Source organism: Corynebacterium marambiense (genome assembly GCF_016342275.1).
GTDB lineage: Bacteria > Actinomycetota > Actinomycetes > Mycobacteriales > Mycobacteriaceae > Corynebacterium > Corynebacterium marambiense.
On sequence record NZ_JAEIOT010000015.1, the window covers coordinates 21,814 to 38,849 of the forward strand.

14 protein-coding genes are annotated in these 17,036 nt (G+C 64.3%); 9 read left to right on the plus strand and 5 right to left on the minus strand.

The genetic code is table 11. The features are described 5' to 3' along the window. Positions 1 to 32: 32 nt before the first annotated feature. Positions 33 to 755 carry a FadR/GntR family transcriptional regulator gene (locus JDV76_RS10495; RefSeq protein ID WP_198736854.1) on the minus strand — a complete coding sequence of 241 codons (723 nt, stop codon included), beginning with the start codon at positions 753 to 755 and terminating at the stop codon, positions 33 to 35. A gap of 351 nt (positions 756 to 1,106) precedes the next feature. On the opposite strand from JDV76_RS10495, the gene JDV76_RS10500 reads away from it, so the two are divergent. Beyond that, on the plus strand, positions 1,107 to 2,507 hold the full coding sequence (locus JDV76_RS10500) for a GntP family permease (RefSeq protein ID WP_198736855.1): 1,401 nt from the start codon (positions 1,107 to 1,109) through the stop codon (positions 2,505 to 2,507). Positions 2,508 to 2,580: 73 nt separating this feature from the next. After that, the gene (locus tag JDV76_RS10505; protein ID WP_198737014.1) at positions 2,581 to 3,078 is read left to right on the plus strand and encodes a gluconokinase; all 498 of its coding nucleotides are present in this window, start codon (positions 2,581 to 2,583) and stop codon (positions 3,076 to 3,078) included. A gap of 86 nt (positions 3,079 to 3,164) precedes the next feature. Here the strand turns inward: JDV76_RS10505 and JDV76_RS10510 are convergent, their stop codons facing one another. Continuing rightward, the gene (locus JDV76_RS10510; protein WP_198737015.1) at positions 3,165 to 3,668 is read right to left on the minus strand and encodes a ferritin; all 504 of its coding nucleotides are present in this window, start codon (positions 3,666 to 3,668) and stop codon (positions 3,165 to 3,167) included. A gap of 621 nt (positions 3,669 to 4,289) precedes the next feature. Between JDV76_RS10510 and nrdF the strand changes: the two genes are divergently transcribed. The 7 genes from nrdF (at position 4,290) to JDV76_RS10545 (ending at position 12,759) form a co-directional block, all read left to right on the plus strand. Next, a complete protein-coding gene (gene nrdF / locus JDV76_RS10515; RefSeq protein WP_198736856.1) occupies positions 4,290 to 5,303 on the plus strand; it encodes a class 1b ribonucleoside-diphosphate reductase subunit beta in 1,014 nt (337 codons plus the stop codon). Between the two features lie 418 nt (positions 5,304 to 5,721). After that, on the plus strand, positions 5,722 to 7,449 hold the full coding sequence (gene ctaD / locus JDV76_RS10520) for an aa3-type cytochrome oxidase subunit I (protein ID WP_198736857.1): 1,728 nt from the start codon (positions 5,722 to 5,724) through the stop codon (positions 7,447 to 7,449). 145 nt (positions 7,450 to 7,594) lie between these two features. Continuing rightward, positions 7,595 to 8,890, plus strand: coding sequence for a phosphoserine phosphatase SerB (gene serB / locus JDV76_RS10525; RefSeq protein WP_376993013.1), 1,296 nt, complete (start codon positions 7,595 to 7,597; stop codon positions 8,888 to 8,890). Between the two features lie 252 nt (positions 8,891 to 9,142). Continuing rightward, positions 9,143 to 9,961 carry a YwiC-like family protein gene (locus JDV76_RS10530; protein ID WP_198736859.1) on the plus strand — a complete coding sequence of 273 codons (819 nt, stop codon included), beginning with the start codon at positions 9,143 to 9,145 and terminating at the stop codon, positions 9,959 to 9,961. A gap of 340 nt (positions 9,962 to 10,301) precedes the next feature. After that, positions 10,302 to 11,906, plus strand: coding sequence for a VWA domain-containing protein (locus JDV76_RS10535; protein ID WP_198736860.1), 1,605 nt, complete (start codon positions 10,302 to 10,304; stop codon positions 11,904 to 11,906). A 152-nt stretch (positions 11,907 to 12,058) separates the two neighbouring features. Then, on the plus strand, positions 12,059 to 12,514 hold the full coding sequence (locus JDV76_RS10540; RefSeq protein WP_198736861.1) for a hypothetical protein: 456 nt from the start codon (positions 12,059 to 12,061) through the stop codon (positions 12,512 to 12,514). 2 nt (positions 12,515 to 12,516) lie between these two features. Beyond that, on the plus strand, positions 12,517 to 12,759 hold the full coding sequence (locus JDV76_RS10545) for a helix-turn-helix transcriptional regulator (protein ID WP_198736862.1): 243 nt from the start codon (positions 12,517 to 12,519) through the stop codon (positions 12,757 to 12,759). A 44-nt stretch (positions 12,760 to 12,803) separates the two neighbouring features. On the opposite strand, the gene JDV76_RS10550 is transcribed toward JDV76_RS10545, so the two are convergent. From JDV76_RS10550 to JDV76_RS10560, 3 genes are read right to left on the minus strand one after another with little or no spacing between them, the layout of a single operon-like run. Next, positions 12,804 to 13,358, minus strand: a complete 555-nt coding sequence (locus JDV76_RS10550; protein ID WP_198736863.1) for a GNAT family N-acetyltransferase — start codon at positions 13,356 to 13,358, stop codon at positions 12,804 to 12,806. 48 nt (positions 13,359 to 13,406) lie between these two features. After that, positions 13,407 to 14,837 (minus strand): AMP-binding protein, encoded by a 1,431-nt coding sequence (locus tag JDV76_RS10555; protein ID WP_198736864.1) that lies wholly within the window; start codon positions 14,835 to 14,837, stop codon positions 13,407 to 13,409. After that, on the minus strand, positions 14,834 to 16,798 hold the full coding sequence (locus JDV76_RS10560) for an ATP-dependent DNA helicase (RefSeq protein WP_198736865.1): 1,965 nt from the start codon (positions 16,796 to 16,798) through the stop codon (positions 14,834 to 14,836). The genes JDV76_RS10555 and JDV76_RS10560 overlap by 4 nt, the downstream gene beginning before the upstream one ends. Between the last annotated feature and the right edge of the window lie 238 nt (positions 16,799 to 17,036).

The window sequence follows — 17,036 nt, forward strand, 5'->3', positions numbered from 1 at the left end:
GTGGGGAGCTCTTCTGGTGTGGGGCTTTCGGGTCAGGCTTCCTTACGCAGCGCCAGGGCGGTGCCCACCTCGGTCACCAGCGCACGGGCCTGTCGCTCCGCTTCCGCCGGGTCGCCGTGGAGAATAGCGTCCGCGAGAGCCTCGTGCATGTCCATGGCGTCATCGTTGGGGTACTCCGGTTGCAGGCCGAGATCGGTGCGTCCGGCGAGTACCGTGGCGACCGTCGTCGCCAGTGCAGCGAACATTTCGTTCCGGGACGCGGTGAGCAGCAGTGTGTGGAACTCGATGTCGGCGTCCAGGAACTCGGCGGTGGCCCCGCGCCCCTCGTGGCCGAGTCTGCGTAAGGTGGCGGCGAGTTCCCGGAGCCGTGCCCGTTCGGTGGGGGTTCCTGAGAGTGCCATCGACCTGGCCGCGATCGGTTCGACTGCCTCACGCAGACTGGTGAGGGAGACGAGCTGCCCGGTCCGTTCAGTGGGGGATTCGAGGCGCCAGCGGATGACGTTGCTGTCGAACACCTCCCACTCGGACGGTGCCTGGACGGTGAGGCCGATGCGCCTCGAGGAGGACACTAGGTGAAGGTGCTCCAGTGCCCGCATCGTCTCTCGTGCGACGGTCCGAGAGATGGTGAAGCGTTTGCATATGTCCTGCAGAGTGAAGGTCTCTCCCGGGGCCAGCTGGCCACTGACGATTTCGGATCCGAGCTGGTCAAGGACGCTGTCCAGCAATGGTGGACGAGTCTGGGTGCGTGTGGTCATTGTGGGAAATACTCTGCTTCTGTGGACGGCGGTTGCCCGGACAGCCGTATCGCGCCGCTATTTGCATTGGGCGATTATTGGGCTCCGGTGTCAGGAATGTGTGCATCAGCATAACTGCCTCACAGGTTAGAGCTGTGGTCGCCGCATCTCGGGTGGCCCCCAATGGGGGAAGGTCGTGGACTCATGCTGGACATGCGCTATTTTTATAACCCCGGAAATGGGCAGCTAGAGCAAAAGGTGCTATTAAATTCGGTGTAGTGTCCCGAACACCGGACAATTGAGCGAGACATGCGTCAGAAGTACCGCCATATGTGACATGCTCGACAGGCACGGCGAGGATGGAGAATCCGGATGGATACCTGGCAGCAGACGATGGGCACCGCGCCCCTCCTAGGAATCGCGGTGGGGGCGATCGCGGTGATCCTCTTTCTGGTGATCAGGCTGAAGATGCACGCTTTTCTGGTGCTGGTTCTCGTTTCAGCGGGAACTGCGCTCGCCGCGGGGCTCCCGGTGGCCGCTGTCCTGCCTACCATGACCGAGGGCTTCGGGCGAACGCTCGCCGGTGTTGCGCTCCTCGTCGGACTGGGAGCGATGCTGGGGCGCCTTGTCGAGATATCCGGTGGTGCCCGCAGTCTGGCTGAGTCACTGACCGGGACCTTCGGCGACAACCGTGCACCCCTCGCCCTCGGCATCGCATCCCTCATCATGGGCTTCCCGATCTTCTTCGACGCCGGGCTGATCGTCATGCTTCCCGTCGTGTTCGCGGTCGCCCGTCGACTGGGGGAGCCTGTCTTGCGGTACGGGATCCCCGCGGCTGGCGCCTTCAGCGTCATGCATGTTTTCCTGCCCCCACACCCCGGCCCGATAGCGGCCGCGGAACTGTACAGCGCGGATCTCGGACTGGTGCTGCTCATCGGGCTCCTCATCGTATTCCCCGTCTGGTACTTCTCCGGCTACAGGTGGGGCGTCCACTGTGGTCGGCGGTTTCCGCTCGCAGTTCCCTCCCTCCTAGCCGGAGGCCCGGAGATCGGCGATAGCGAGCTACCCGGCAAACCAGCCGGGACGGCTACGGTGCTCGCGATCCTGGTACTACCGCTCCTTCTCATCTTCGGGAATACCGGTCTGGACATGGCGGGCACCGAAGGCTGGGTCGAGCCTGGCGCTGCATGGGTTCAGACGTTCCGGTTCCTCGGCTCCACACCGGTTGCGTTGTTGCTCACCACGCTCGTGGCCGCGGTCATCCTGGGTGTCCTGCGGGGGATGGAGCGGGAGGCCGTGGAGCGCGCGTTCGATGGGGCGCTTGCCCCCGTGGCCTCGGTTATCCTCGTCACTGGCGCCGGTGGCATGTTCGGTGGTGTCCTCCGTGCCACCGGTATCGGGGATGCACTCGCGGAGGCACTCGGGGATCTCGGGGTCCCGTTGATCCTTGCGGTGTTCCTCGCGGCGGTAGCCCTCCGGGTGGCCCAGGGTTCCGCGACGGTCGCATTGACGACGGCGGCGGCACTCATGGCGCCCGCGGTCGCCGCGGCCGACCTGACCGGGGTGCAGCTTGCTGCAATCGTCCTCGCGACCGCAGCCGGCTCCGTTGCGGCCTCACACGTCAATGATTCGGGATTCTGGCTGGTCGGTCGGCTGATGGGAATGGATCCCGCGACGACACTGCGGACCTGGACGGTCAATCAGACTCTGATCGCCGTGATCGGATTCGGCTGTGCGGTGGCCGTGTATCTGCTCGGAGGGCACCTTGCTTAGGAGCGACCCGGTGTCGAACACATCCGGGACAGTGGGGAGGACGGGCAACCGCCCGCCGGACCACGTGGTTGTGATGGGGGTGTCGGGATGCGGGAAGAGCACTGTGGCTCGTGCATATGCGGACACATGTGGCCTCGAGATGGTCGACGCCGATGACTTCCACTCGGTTGCGAACATCCGGAAAATGACGTCCGGGCAACCGCTCAGCGACGAAGACCGCCGTCCGTGGCTTCTAGCGGTCCAGAACTGGATGACCTCCCGTGCTCTCGCTGGGACGGGGACCGTCATCGCATGCTCCGCTCTCCGGCGGTCCTACCGGAAGATCCTCGAGGACGCCGAGGGCGTCGTCTGGTTCGTCCATCTCGCCACGGACCCAGGCCTCACGAAGCGCCGCCTGGATGCGCGGACGGGACACTTCATGACCGCGGCATTGCTGGATTCGCAGCTAGAGGCCCTTGAACCGCTCGCCGCAGGGGAGCTGGGCATCACCATCGACAACTCCGCGCCGGTCCAGGATGTCGTCGCCGTCATTTGCCGCGCGACAGGACGGCACCGGGCCCCCGGGACGTAAGAGCGGAACGGAGATGAAGAAAACCGGGCGTCGGCAACCATTGTGGTGGCCGACGCCCGGTTCTTCACGTCACCCGGACAGGAAGGTCAGAGGGTATCGCTGTCGCGCTCGCCCAGTTCGGCGTCGATGCGGAGGACGCCGGATCCGTCGTCGCCGGCGAGTCGCAAGCGGTCGAGGATCTCCTTGCAGGTGGCTTCTTCCTCGACCTGCTCCGCGAGGAAGGAGTCCAGCAGCGGGCGAGAGTCGAGATCGCCCTCTTCCGCGGCGAGCCGGGTGAGGTCGCGGATCATTCCGGAGACCTTCTGCTCGTGCTTCAGCGCAGCCTCGAATGCATCGGCTGCGGAATTGATCTTCAGGTCGGGCGCACTGATGACACCGACGGCCGGTACGCAGTCACGAGCGAGCATGTGGTCGGCGAAGCGCTGTGCGTGCCCCAACTCCTCTTCGGACTGGGCCTTCATCCAGTCCCGCATGCCGGTCAGCCCGAGGCTGTCGAGGAGGTAGGACAGCTGCAGGTAGGTCATTGCGGCCTCCAGCTCAGCGGTGACCTGTTTGTTCATTTCCGTTTCAAGCTTCGTGTTGATTTTCATGTTTCTCATGGTAAGTCACTTCCTTGGGCTGCGCATGTAAGTAAAGCCCAGCTTAACTAGGTTTTTTGGGGTTTGGTATGGCTTAGTATGGCGACGTTTTTGGGACTAGATTCCAGTCTGATGATGGCCGTTTCAGGGCCCTAACTCGGGGGGTCTGTGAGAGATATTCATCACTTCGCCAACTGTATAAATGGCCAGCGTGGCGGGGGTGTTAGATGTCTTGGCGTAGCGGTTCTGGCGCCGAGAACTGTTGGTGGTCGGGGATATTTTACGTGGGCCATTCCGGCTTTTCGCGCATCGGGGCTGTGAGGGCGTGAAACATGCAGGTCAGGGCACCCTGGGTGTTGCAAATCACATTTTCTGGTTGTGGAGAAGGGGAGGAGTTTGTCGTGATCGGGGAAGCGTGCGGTCATTCCGCTGAACTGTGGCGGAGTCGGCTGCTGGTGTCCACCCACCGGAGTCCGCTGAAGCGGTATGGTCGACCCGGAGCCGGTATCGCGGGCGTCGCGCCACTGAAATGTTGGTGTGCCGCTACTGCGAGCAGCCCCCCGGTTGCTGATGCGGTGCGACATCCCCGCGTCACATCGGCAGAGAAGAAGATCCGTCAGTAAAGGAATGCACATGGCCCAGGACTGTCCCCCCTCAACCCCGGCGCACCGAGAGAAGCATCCCGAGGCCCGCCCCTGTCCGATAGCTGCGATCAACTGGAACACGATCCCTGATGACAAGGACCTCGAGGTCTGGGACCGGTTGGTGGGCAACTTCTGGCTACCCGAGAAAGTACCGCTGTCCAACGACATCAAGAGCTGGAACACGCTCACCGCGCTTGAGCAGCAGACCACCATGCGGGTGTTCACCGGATTGACCATGCTGGACACGATCCAGGGCACGGTCGGTGCGGTTTCGCTGATTCCGGATGCGCTCACCCCGCATGAAGAGGCCGTATACACGAACATCGCGTTCATGGAGTCGGTCCACGCCAAGAGTTATTCCTCTATCTTTATGACCCTGGCGTCGACCCAGGAGATCAACGACGCCTTCCGGTGGTCCGAGGAAAACGAGGCGCTGCAGAAGAAGGCCCGAATCATCCTCTCCTACTACGAGGGCGACAATCCTCTGAAACGGAAGGTTGCCTCGACGCTTCTCGAATCCTTCCTCTTCTACTCCGGGTTCTATCTCCCGATGTACTGGTCGAGCCACGCGAAGCTCACCAACACTGCAGACGTGATCCGGTTGATCATCCGGGACGAGGCCGTGCACGGCTACTACATCGGGTACAAGTACCAGAAGGGGCAGGAGCAGCTCACCCAGGTGGAGCGGGATGAGCTGAAGGAGTACACGTTCGATCTGCTCTATGATCTCTACGACAACGAGATCGGCTACACCGAGGACCTTTACGATGATCTCGGGTGGACCGAGGATGTCAAACGCTTCCTCCGGTACAACGCCAACAAGGCCCTCAACAATCTCGGGTATGAGGCGCTCTTCCCCGCGGATGAGTGCCGCGTCTCGCCTGCCATCCTCTCGGCGCTCTCCCCGAACGCCGATGAGAACCACGACTTCTTCTCGGGTTCAGGTTCCTCCTATGTCATAGGTAAGGCAGAGTCGACGGAAGATGACGACTGGGACTTCTGATACGTTCGCCGAAGCCACCCCGTCACGGGCACAAACCGTGGCGGGGTCTTCTGTGTCGTGTCGGGTGGTGCTCTTTGAGGGGGGGAGCTTTTGTCCCTGGAGTGGCGTCTACACCTTTAGCTCTAACCCGGGCGGGGGTGAAAAACCACCTCCAATCAGAGGTAAAGTGCAGGATTATCACACCTGCCACAAAGGTGTCAGAAGTCACAGACTGATTCCGATTTCCCGAGCCTCCACGCCACCCACCGGCAACGACGCTGAAAGGAGTGTTGAGCGGGCGACATAAAACCGGTGTGTGCTGGGACATAGCGCTCCTCGCGCGGCTGGAACCGCCCGAAGCGATCCTTTACTATCAAGTCAGCGTGAAACATGGGTGGCCCTGGCTGATCAGGGCTACTGCGTAGTCAGGAGGAACCAAATGACCGCTGTAGAGAAACGGAGCGACCAGGTTGTCGCTCCATCACGACCGGCTCCGAAGGGAACCGGTCGAAAGGGCAGTCTTGCCTGGTTGATGCTCACCACCACGGACCACAAGCTCCTCGGCGTCATGTACATCATGATGTCCTTCAGCTTCTTCTTCCTCGGTGGATTCATGGCCCTGCTCATTCGTGCAGAGCTGTTCTATCCCGGAATGCAGATCTTCTCCAACGAGCAGTTCAACCAGCTGTTCACCATGCATGGCACAGTGATGCTGCTGCTGTACGGAACCCCGGTCGTCTGGGGATTCGCCAACTTCGTTATGCCTCTCCAGATCGGCGCGCCCGACGTGGCGTTCCCGCGCCTCAACTCTTTCGGCTTCTGGCTGACCACCGGCGGCGGAATCATCATGCTGTCCGGTTTCGCGACCCCCGGTGGTGCCGCTGACTTCGGCTGGACGATGTACTCGCCGCTGTCCGATGCCGCGCATACGCCCGGTGTCGGAGCGGACATGTGGATCGTCGGCGTCGGCGCCGGTGGCGTCGGCACTATTCTCTCTGCCGTCAACATGATTACGACCATCCTGTGCCTCCGCGCACCCGGTATGACCATGTTCCGCCTTCCGGTCTTCACCTGGACCATCTTCGTCACGTCCATCCTGGCGCTGATGATCTTCCCGATGCTGACCGCTGCCGCCCTCGGAGTCCTCTACGACCGTAAGCTCGGAGGCCATATCTATGATCCGGCCAACGGCGGAGCCATTCTCTGGCAGCACCTCTTCTGGTTCTTCGGTCACCCGGAGGTCTACGTCCTGGCGTTGCCGTTCTTCGGAATCATTTCCGAGGTGGTCCCGGTGTTCTCCCGCAAGCCAGTCTTCGGTTACGCCGGCCTCGTCTTCGCGACACTGTCCATCGCCGCTCTATCCATGGCGGTCTGGGCGCACCACATGTTCGTCACCGGAGCTGTCCTGCTGCCGTTCTTCTCCTTCATGACGTTCCTCATCTCGGTTCCCACCGGCGTGAAGTTCTTCAACTGGCTGGGCACGATGTGGCGTGGACACCTGACCTGGGAAACCCCGATGATCTTCGCCTTCGGCTTCCTGGTCACCTTCCTCTTCGGTGGGCTGACGGGCATCATGCTCGCTTCACCGCCGCTGGACTTCCACATCTCGGACACCTACTTCGTCGTCGCCCACTTCCACTACACGTTGTTCGGCACGATCGTGTTCGCGTCCTACGCTGGTGTGTACTTCTGGTTCCCGAAGATGACGGGCCGGATGCTCAACGAACGTCTCGGCAAGATCCATTTCTGGCTGACGTTCATCGGCTTCCACGGCACCTTCCTCATCCAGCACTGGGTGGGCAACATGGGTATGCCGCGTCGGTACGCCGACTACCTCGAGAGCGACGGCTTCACCATCTACAACCAGATCTCCACGGTGTTCGCATTCATCCTCGGTCTGTCCGTGATCCCGTTCATCTGGAACGTGTTCAAGTCCTGGCGCTACGGTGAGATCGTCACCGTCGATGATCCCTGGGGCTACGGAAACTCCCTCGAGTGGGCAACCAGCTGCCCGCCCCCGCGCCACAATTTCACCTCGCTGCCGCGTATCCGGTCCGAGCGCCCCGCGTTCGAGCTGCACTACCCGCACATGGTTGAGCGCATGCGCGCCGAGGCGCACGTCGGGCGCCCGGCGGGTGACTCCCCGGTACTGGAGAAGACCAGGTAGGTCGACCCCGGTACGACGCGGTCAGACGGACCTACCGAAAGAGGTCTGACCACCGAATGACATACGCACCATCACCCCCACAGGAGCCCAGGTTCCTGCGGGGGTGATGTCTGTCTGGGGTCAGATGGCATGGAACAATGGGCTCGTGAGCCAGACAACCAAAACCGCTGCCCGTACCGTTGCCCCCGCCGTCCAGGACATCACCGTTACCCTTCCGCCCGGATCCGTTCCGGCCGTCGTGACCGTCGTCGGCCGCGACCGCCAGGGGGTTTCCGCGGCGTTCTTCCGCGTGTTGGCCGCCCACAGAGTCCAGGTTCTCGACGTCGAACAGTCGCTCTTCCGGGGGCGGCTGAACCTCGCCGCTTTCGTGGGATGTGGCCCGGAGGATCTGGAGACCCTCACCGAGGGGCTCTCGGGGACGCTCCGTTCCTACGGACAGACCGTCACCGTCGAGGTGCAGGATTCACTGCGATCTACCCGCGCCCTGTCGACGCACGCCGTCGTCGTTCTCGGTAACCCGGTCACCGCGGAGCACATCTCCCGAATCGGTCAAACCCTCGCCGACTATGGGGCGAACATCGACACGATCCGGGGAATCGCGGATTACCCGGTCACCGGTCTGGAACTCAAGGTCACGGTCGCTGACCCGAAGCCCGGCGGCGGTGTCGCCCTGCGCAAAGCGCTCGCCACCCTGACCCAGGAGATCGGTGTCGACATTGCGATCGAACGTGCGGGTCTCGTCCGCTACGCGAAGAACCTCATCTGCTTCGACTGCGACTCCACTCTCATCACCGGCGAGGTCATCGAGATGCTCGCGGCACACGCGGGCAAGGAGAAGGAGGTCGCCGAAGTAACGGCCCGCGCTATGCGCGGAGAGATCGATTTTGAGGAATCCCTGCGTGAACGCGTCGCCGTCCTGGCCGGGTTGGATGCCTCCGTCATCGACGATGTTGCCCGCGACATTGTCCTGACCCCGGGCGCCCGCACGACCATCCGTACCTTGCAGCGCATGGGATATAAGACGGCGGTCGTATCCGGTGGCTTCATCCAGGTGCTCGAGGGGCTCGCGGCGGACCTCGAACTCGACTACGTCCGGGCCAACACCCTCGAGATCGAGGACGGCAAGCTCACGGGCCGCGTCATCGGAAAGGTCGTCGACCGCGCGGCGAAGGCCGAGTTCCTCGCGGAGTTCGCCGCTGATTCGGGCCTCGGTATGCATCAGACCGTCGCCGTCGGGGACGGGGCCAACGACATCGACATGCTGTCCGCCGCGGGCCTCGGCATCGCATTCAACGCGAAGCCCGCGCTCCGTGAGGTCGCTGATGCGGCCGTTAACCATCCGTTCCTCGACGAGGTCCTGCACATCATGGGTATCTCCCGGGAGGAGATCGATGAGGCCGGGCTGTCCGACGGTTCGCTGCGGCGGGTGCCGCTGCACTGACCGGCAGGCTGGATGAGGGAAGCCTCACCGGATACCATGGGCAACAGGTCCCCGGCCGGGGACCGTATCCGCGTCGGCATGCGCCTGTGGTCGACGCTGTAGTCAGGCCTCCGCGCTCCGGAGGACGATCAGGGAGATGACACCCTCTTTTTCGTGCCGGGTTCAGTTCGGCCGACGGTATGGGCAGCGCCGCGGATCCCGGGAAACGGGGAACCGCGACGTCATCCGACAGCCGAAAGGACACCGTCAGAAATGACCCAGTCTTCCGCACACACCGAAACGAAGGCGAAGCCCAAGAGGAAGAAGGGCGGCAACGCCGGCTGGATACCGGACCAGCACGGCGCGTGGGTGATGGTGATCATCCCGCTGGTGGTGGGGATCAGCGTCGCCCGTCCCGCACTGATCCACGTCCCGCTCGCCGTGGCCTGGTTCGTCGGCTACTTCGCCTTCTTCGCCGCCGGTCTCTGGATGAAGGCCCGCGGGCCCCGTAAACAGCGCTATGTCGCGCCGCTCGTGACCTACGGCATCATCTGCGTGATCGCCTCGGCGGTGGTCGTCGCCATGCGGCCGACGATCCTCATCTTCGCGCTGGTCTTCGGACCCCTCGTCGCTGTCGCGATCTGGGAGGCGTGGAACAGGCGCCCCCGGTCCCTCGCCTCCGGGGAGTCCACCGTGCTCGCGAGTTGCGCGATGATTCCGGTCACCGCGTGGGCCGCCGGTGACCCGATGACGACGCGCCTGTGGGTGTCCACCGTGGTGATCGCCCTGTACTTCTGCGGCACCATTCCCTACGTGAAAACACTGATCCGGAAACGCGGAGACCGGGCCTGGTTCATTGGTTCCGTCGCTTATCACCTGGTAGCCGCCGTGGCGGTGGCCGTGTTCGCCGTGGCGGGACTGGTGACTTTCCTCGCGGTTCCGGCCTTCTTGGTGGTCGCCCTGCGCGCCTGGTGGATGCCCTGGCATGCTGAACGCCGCGGTACACCGTGGCGTCCGCGCACCATCGGGTTCGGGGAGATGGCCGTGACCGTTCTCGTTCTCGTCGCGGCTCTGATTCCTCCGGTGGCTTAGTAGCTGCATTTCGCGGTGGTGTGTGTGCTGGCTCGCCCGACTTGCTCGACCGCCTGTCAAGGGGTGGGCCCTGGGAATTGAGGGGTTGTTTAGGCTGGTGAGAGCCGTAAAATTAGTAGAGGTACCGAACCCCTGCTGTTTTGCGTGCGAATCATCGTCCGCTGATGGTGGAGCCGGTCGTTGAGCCGGTTGTCCTGGCTGTGGTGCCCTGATCCCGGAGGTGGACATCTTCATGTTCTCTGTACGCTTGGCTGCTTTGACGTGCGCCCTGGTTCTACCGGTTCCGTTGATCAGTGGTTGTGGTGGGCCCTCCGGCCCCACCGAGACCACAAGTCCCGGTGTGTCCTCCACAGTGGTTCCCGGAGAGACCGCAGAGGGTGCCGGAGCACCCGTCATTCTGATCTACGATGCCTCGAGCAGCATGCTCAACGATGATGCCGGTGGGTCGACGCGACTGAACGCGGCGGAACAGGCTTCTCTCGCGTTGCTCGACGTCTTGGAGGAGGACACCCCGCTGTCGCTGATCACCTTCGGCGACACCGTGCCGGATAGTGTCGGGGATGCGTCCGCAGAGGGGCTGGCGAAGGCCTGTGCCGACGTCACGACCCATTTTCCGTTGGGTACCGGGCAGCGGGATGCAGCGCGGGACGTGATCGTGGGTGTGGATGCACTGGGGTACACACCGCTGAAACTGGCTCTTGAGCAGGCGGAGCAGCAGCTTCCTGATGCCGGTGAGGCGACGATCGTGTTGCTGTCGGACGGGGAGGATACCTGCGGGGCCGGTGATCCGGCCGAGGCCGCCCGCAGCATCAGGAGGAATCATCCTGAGGTGACGGTGAACACCGTGGGGCTGAAGACCAGTAATCGGCAGTTGGTGGAGATCGCGGAGGCTGGCGGGGGAACGTTCGTTACCGCGGACAACATTGCCCAATTGATCACGAGGTTGTCCGCTGCGCGGTCGGCGGCGACGCTGCGTGAGCGGTTGAGTGATTCGGGTGTCTACGGGATCGGACTCGGGGCGTCCATTGTCGAGGCCCGGGCGGCACACGCCGACTTCCCCACGTTGTCGGAGGGGTCCTCCGAGGGGGATCGGGTGGTGATCGTCTGGCGGGACTGCCGCTGGTACTTCAACGACGAGGGCATGCTGGTCGCGATCGTTCCCCTCGGGGATTCGGTGACGGTCGACGGCCTCGGTGCGGGAAGTCCGCTCCGCCGTGCCACTGAACTGTTCGGCGATCCGGTAGCGAAGGAGCGTATCCAGGGTGATTCGTGGCTGGTCTGGTACTCCGCCAGTGACGGTTTGTACTGGAAGATCACGTTCACGGGCGATGACAGCGGTACAACCGGGACGATCACCGTGATCGAACTGTGCGCCTGCACACCGCCGGTTGAGAAGGCTCCTGCGGCCCAAGGGAAGATGGTGGTCAGTTTCGACGGCTACGGGCCCCTGAAGCTGGGGGAGAGCGCGAGCGCACTGGACGGCCCGGGGGTTTCGCGGACCAAGGCTCGTCCGGACTACTCCGGGGCCGGGAAGTGCTACCAATGGGAAGGCGTGCTCCCGGGATCTCCGGACGTCGGGCTCATTGCACGGGAGGGGGAGATCATGACCGTGCCCGTGGTGACCACCCGGTTCCCCCGTCCCGGGGAGTGGATGACCGACCGAGGTATCGGCATCGGGGACACTGCCGGTGAGCTGCGTGCTGCGTATCCGGACCTGCAAGGCTGGCAGGAACCGAACAGGATTAACGGGCCCGGTGAATACAATGTGTGGAGCACCGACAGCCGGGGCCGGTCGATCGTGTTCCAGCTGAGAGTCGAGGGGCAGACAGAGGCCCGACCGATGCCGGACAACGCGGTGATTTACAACCTGTTCGTCACGTCCGCCCCCGCTTCCGACCCCGCGGGCTTCCGCGGCGAAGCGCTCCACATGCGCGGGTGTAGCTGATCGTTCCGGGTCTCAGGGCAGTCCCGGACACCGGGACCGAGTGTCAAGCCCACTTGACAGCTTCGGGGTCCGGGGCTAGCGTCAGCGGACGTCGACACAATCGCTGATGGTTGCCCTGGCGCCTCTGGGCCGAGAGAAGATACCGAGGAACGATGAACGCGTACCGCGATGACCGCGATGGGGCCCGAGCTCACCCGTCACAGAGACGGTGGAACCAGCTCCGGCGGGGACAGCGCACCTTCGCCGTGTCGATGGTCGGATACTTCGTGTTCCTGCTGCTCGCGATCGCCGTCGTCGGCGGCTCCGCGCCGTTCGCCCGGGAACTCGCGTTCATCCTCATCGTCACAGGCGTGGTGCTTGTTCTCGGCGGGGCGACGGCCATGTGCGCCGACCAGGACGAGTTCGAGTTCAGCATCACACTCAGAGCGTTGGCGATCGCCTTCGCGGGTGGTTCCGCGACCACCTTCAGCTACGGGTGCGCACAGGTGTTCCTCGGTGCGCCCGACATCACCTACATGTTCGTCTGGCCGGTCTACGCGACAGCCTGGGCCATCGCGGCCGTCGCGCTGAACCTCCGGCTCGGCCTCTGGTCGAGGTGGAACAACTGACGATGCGGAACAACCTACCGGAACGGCGCAGAACCGCGGGCCTGAGCCAGGCCCGACTCGGGGACCTGCTGGGGGTATCCCGACAGACGGTCAACGCGATCGAACGCGGAAAATACGACCCCTCGCTCCCACTCGCCTTCGCACTTGCGGACCTGTTCGGGGTGCGGATAGAGGACATCTTCACGCCCGAAGGCCGGGAAAATCCGGCCCGCTCAACGGCTCCCTGTCACCCCGTCAGCGGCTGACCGGCTCGGTCCGCTCCTATTGCCGCCGGGAAAGATCGTGGCAATCAGGTGGATCGGTCAGTGTCCAGCAGTGAATAGTGCGCGGTGTCCACGTACCGGTCCCGGTGGAGCGCAGCTTGCCGCTGAACGCCCTCGAACGTGAAACCACAGCGTTCGGCAACGGATCGAGACCGGACATTGTCGACGAAGGTGTGCAGCTCGATGCGGTGAACACCGTGGGCCAGTGCATGGTCGACGACGAGCTCCAGCGCGCGGGGCATGATCCGTCGACCGCGTGCCCACGGCGCAGTCGCGTAACTCACGGCGACCGTACCGACCACAGGATCGACGAGACGGAGTGCGATATTTCCGGCGTAGTGCCCGGGATCACCGGTGAGTTCGATTGCCCAGAACGCCAAGTCCGGGTTCCCCGCGCATTCACGGAGGTAATCCGCAGCCATGGCGCGGGTGTACTTCTCCGGGACGGAGGTGAAGTTGACCGACAGCGGATCAACGGCGGTCGCGTACACATCGGGGATGTCGCCGTCGCAGGGTTGACGCAGGCGGACCACACCATCGGTCAGGGTTTCCAGGGGAACTGGCCAGGTCATCTCGCTCATGCCCACCAGCTTATCCACCTGCACAGAGGCGCGCCCGGGAAACAGCACTCACGTGTCGAGGTGGATCGTGGGCAGCAAGTGCCGCTGTACCTTACCTGCCGCTGTTCGCGGAACACTGTCCACGAGTTCCACGACACGGATGCGTTCGTAGGGTGCTGTTCGTGCTGCGACGTCGGACAGGATCGTCTCCCGATCCAGGTGCACTCCCTCCGCTGCGGACACGAAGGCGACGGGGCACTCGTCGCCATCAACCGTGAACCCGCGGGCGACCACGCAGTCCGCGACTCCGGGGAGCGCAGTGACGATGCGCTCCAACTTGGAGGGAGAGACCTGGAATCCCCGGGAATTGATGACGTCGCTGATCCGGTCGATGAGTCGGATACCGCCGGTTCCGTCACGTTCCGCCCAATCACCGGTGCGTAACCAACCGTCCCGGAACCGCTCGGCGGTTCGCTCCGGATCATCCAGATAACCGGCCATGACCTGCGGGCCTCGAACCCACAATTCCCCGGCGTCGCCGGGGGCGACATCCCGGCCCGACTCCGGATCGACGATCCGGTCCAGCGTGTCCGGGAGTGGGCGACCGATAGTGTCGGGAGGACAGTCCGGGTCGATGGCGAGATGGGTTACCGGGGATGCCTCGGTCAGCCCGTATCCCTGGATCACGCGCGCCCCGGTACGGCTACCGATGTTCCGCGCGAGAATCGGATCGAGGGCGGCGGCACCATTGATGACGGTGCGCAGCGCCGAGAAATCGGTCTCCGCGGCGAGCGGGTGGTGGGCCAGCAGCCGCCCCAGCGGCGGTGCGATGAAGCAGAGCACCACGCCATGTTCACCGTGCCCGCGCAGGAACCGCTGTGCCTCAAATGGCTCGGCGATGATGTGTCCGCGCAGGTGTAGCGGGGCATTGAGCAGAGAAGTCATGCCGTAGGCGTGGGTGAACGGCAGCACGGACATACACGCCTCACCCGCATCCAACGGCAACACCCGGGAGAACTGCATCGTGTTCGACACGATGTTCCGGTGCGTCAGTTGAATCGCCTTCGGGGTCGCCGTCGTCCCCGAGGTGAAGGGCAGCACCGCCACGGAATCCGGGTCCACGGGGCGGGGCCGGATCGCTGTGGCCCGTGCCGCACGTAGTTCCTGAACGACACCGGCGTCGATGAGCAGAACGCCACCTGCGCGCTGGACCTGCCACTCCAGGTCCTCCGCCGTGACCTGCATCCCGATCGGCACCACCGTCGCACCGACCGACAGCACCGCGTGGAACGCGACCGCGAAATCGATCCCGTTGGGCAGCTGCACCGCGACACGGTCGCCTGCGCGGACGCCACGGTCGACGAGTGCGCCGGCGGCACGGGACACCTCCCCGGCGAGCTGCCGGTACGTCACAGTGCGCTGCAGGTCCGTGATCGCCGGGGTGCTCGGGAGAGAGCCAGTGAACAGGAGCTCGGGTAGGGAACACGCGGGGTAGATCACCGGGAAACCAGCCTTTCGAGGGCACCGCGCACGACCGTGGGATCGGTGGTCCGCCAGAACGGGGGCATCGAGTTGATGAGGAAAGAACCGTAGCGGCGGGTGACCAGGCGGTTGTCAAGGACGGCGACGACACCGCGGTCATCGGTACGGCGCAGCAGCCGCCCCGCGCCCTGCGCCATGAGCAACGCGGCGTGACTCGCGGCGACCTCCATGAATCCGTTCCGCCCATCCGCGTCCGCAGCGTCCTTCCGTGCCTGCAGCAGCGGATCATCGGGGCGCGGGAAGGGGATCCGGTCGATGATGACGAGCGAACAAGTCCGGCCCGGGACATCGACGCCCTGCCACAGGGACAACGTGCCGAACAAGCAGGTGTTCTCGCTCTTCGCGAAGCGCTCCACCAGAGCCCCCGTGCCATCGTCACCCTGGCAGAGGATGTCGAACGGTAGCCGCATCCGCATCGCCTGCGCCGCTTGCTCCGCGGCGCGCCGGGAGGAGAACAACCCCAGTGTCCGCCCGCCCGCTGCGGTGATCAGAGCGGCGATCTCGTCGAGCGTCTGATCCGGAAGACCATCCCGGCCCGGATCCGGCAGGTTGCGCGCCGTGTAGAGGATCCCGGCCTTCGCCGGGTTGAACGGGGTGCCGGCATCAAGGCTGTCATAGGAGCCACGCGCGAGCCCCCACGCTGCAGCCATGGCGTCGAAGCGCCCGCCGAGGGTCAGTGTGGCGGAGGTCAGGACCACCGTCTGTTCCGCGAACAGCCGCGAGGCCAGCAGTCCTGCGACAGAGAGCGGCGCGACCCGCAGGGTGTCGCCCCGCCGATCATCCCGGTTCAGCCACACCACGTCCTGCTGCTTCGTCGGATCATCGATCGCGAAGACCTCCAGGATACGGACGATCGAATCGTGGATCTCCTGCAGGGTTGTTGCCACGGACTGCCGTTCCGCAGCCGTCGCCGGATCGTTGGAGACCTCCCCGTCGGGGCTGCGCGCGATGGACTGGCGCAGTGACCACAGGGCATCGCGTAGCGCTGTGAGCAGTGATGTCGCTGAAGGATCAATCACATTCCACCTGCCCTCGGGAAGGGCCCTGACGAGTTTCTCCCAGTCCCCGGCCAGGTCGGTCACCTTCTCCTCGCGACCCTCCGCGCCGAGCTTCCCCGCACGCTTGGCCAGCAGTGTCAACGCCGGGCCGGAGATCTCCGCTGTCGCCACCGCCGTGATCCGGCCGTCCAGCTCGTGGGCCTCGTCGATGACCACCACCTCATGCTCCGGAAGGATCGTGCCCTCCGACAGAGCATCGATGGCGAGCAGCGCGTGGTTGGTCACCACCACGTCCACATCCTGAGCCTCAGAACGGGCGGCCTCCGCGAAGCAATTCTCCCCGTGCGGGCAGCGGCTCGCCCCCAGGCACTCCCGCGCCGTGACACTGACCTGCTTCCACGCCAGGTCCGGGACACCGGGGTCGAGGGAATCACGGTCGCCGCTCTCCGTCTCCTGCGCCCATTCATTGAGGCGCACGATGTGCCGGCCCATCCAGGACAGGTCCGCTTCGTCGATCAACGCCTCCTCCGAGGCCTCAGGCCGGCTGATCTTGTTCAGACACAGGTAGTTTGATCGACCCTTCAGGATCGCGAAGGTCGGGCGCCTGCCTATCACGGGTTCCAGCGCATCCGCCAGGCGGGGGAGATCACGCTCCACCAACTGACGTTGGAGGGCGATCGTCGCCGTCGACACAACCACCGTGGTTCCCGTTGCCTGCGCGTGCGCCAGTGCCGGGATGAGATACGCCAGCGACTTCCCCGTGCCCGTGCCCGCCTGCACCGCAAGGTGCCGCTCCTCGCGCATCGCCTTCGTCACTGCCTTCAGCATCGCGACCTGGCCGGGGCGCGTGATTCCACCGATAGCGGCCACCGCAGCGTCGAGAAGATGAACGGTATCGGGCGAGAGGGCAGTTTCGGGCATGGATCCTTCCCGCAGGGGTTTGAGGAGTCAGAGGGGCATTCCTTAGCGGCCGGGAACCGGGCTGATTGCGACTGCGTGGAATGGGCTGTCCTGCAGTCTAACCGCCGGTCGACCAAGAGACGGAGTTCATCGTACGGTCTCGGTCGACGGCACCCCTGGGTTGGTGCAGGAGGCGCGGACGGAGGTACCGCAGCGGTTGGACGAGAGTACGGCCCCGGAACGCTGAGGTATTCCGGGG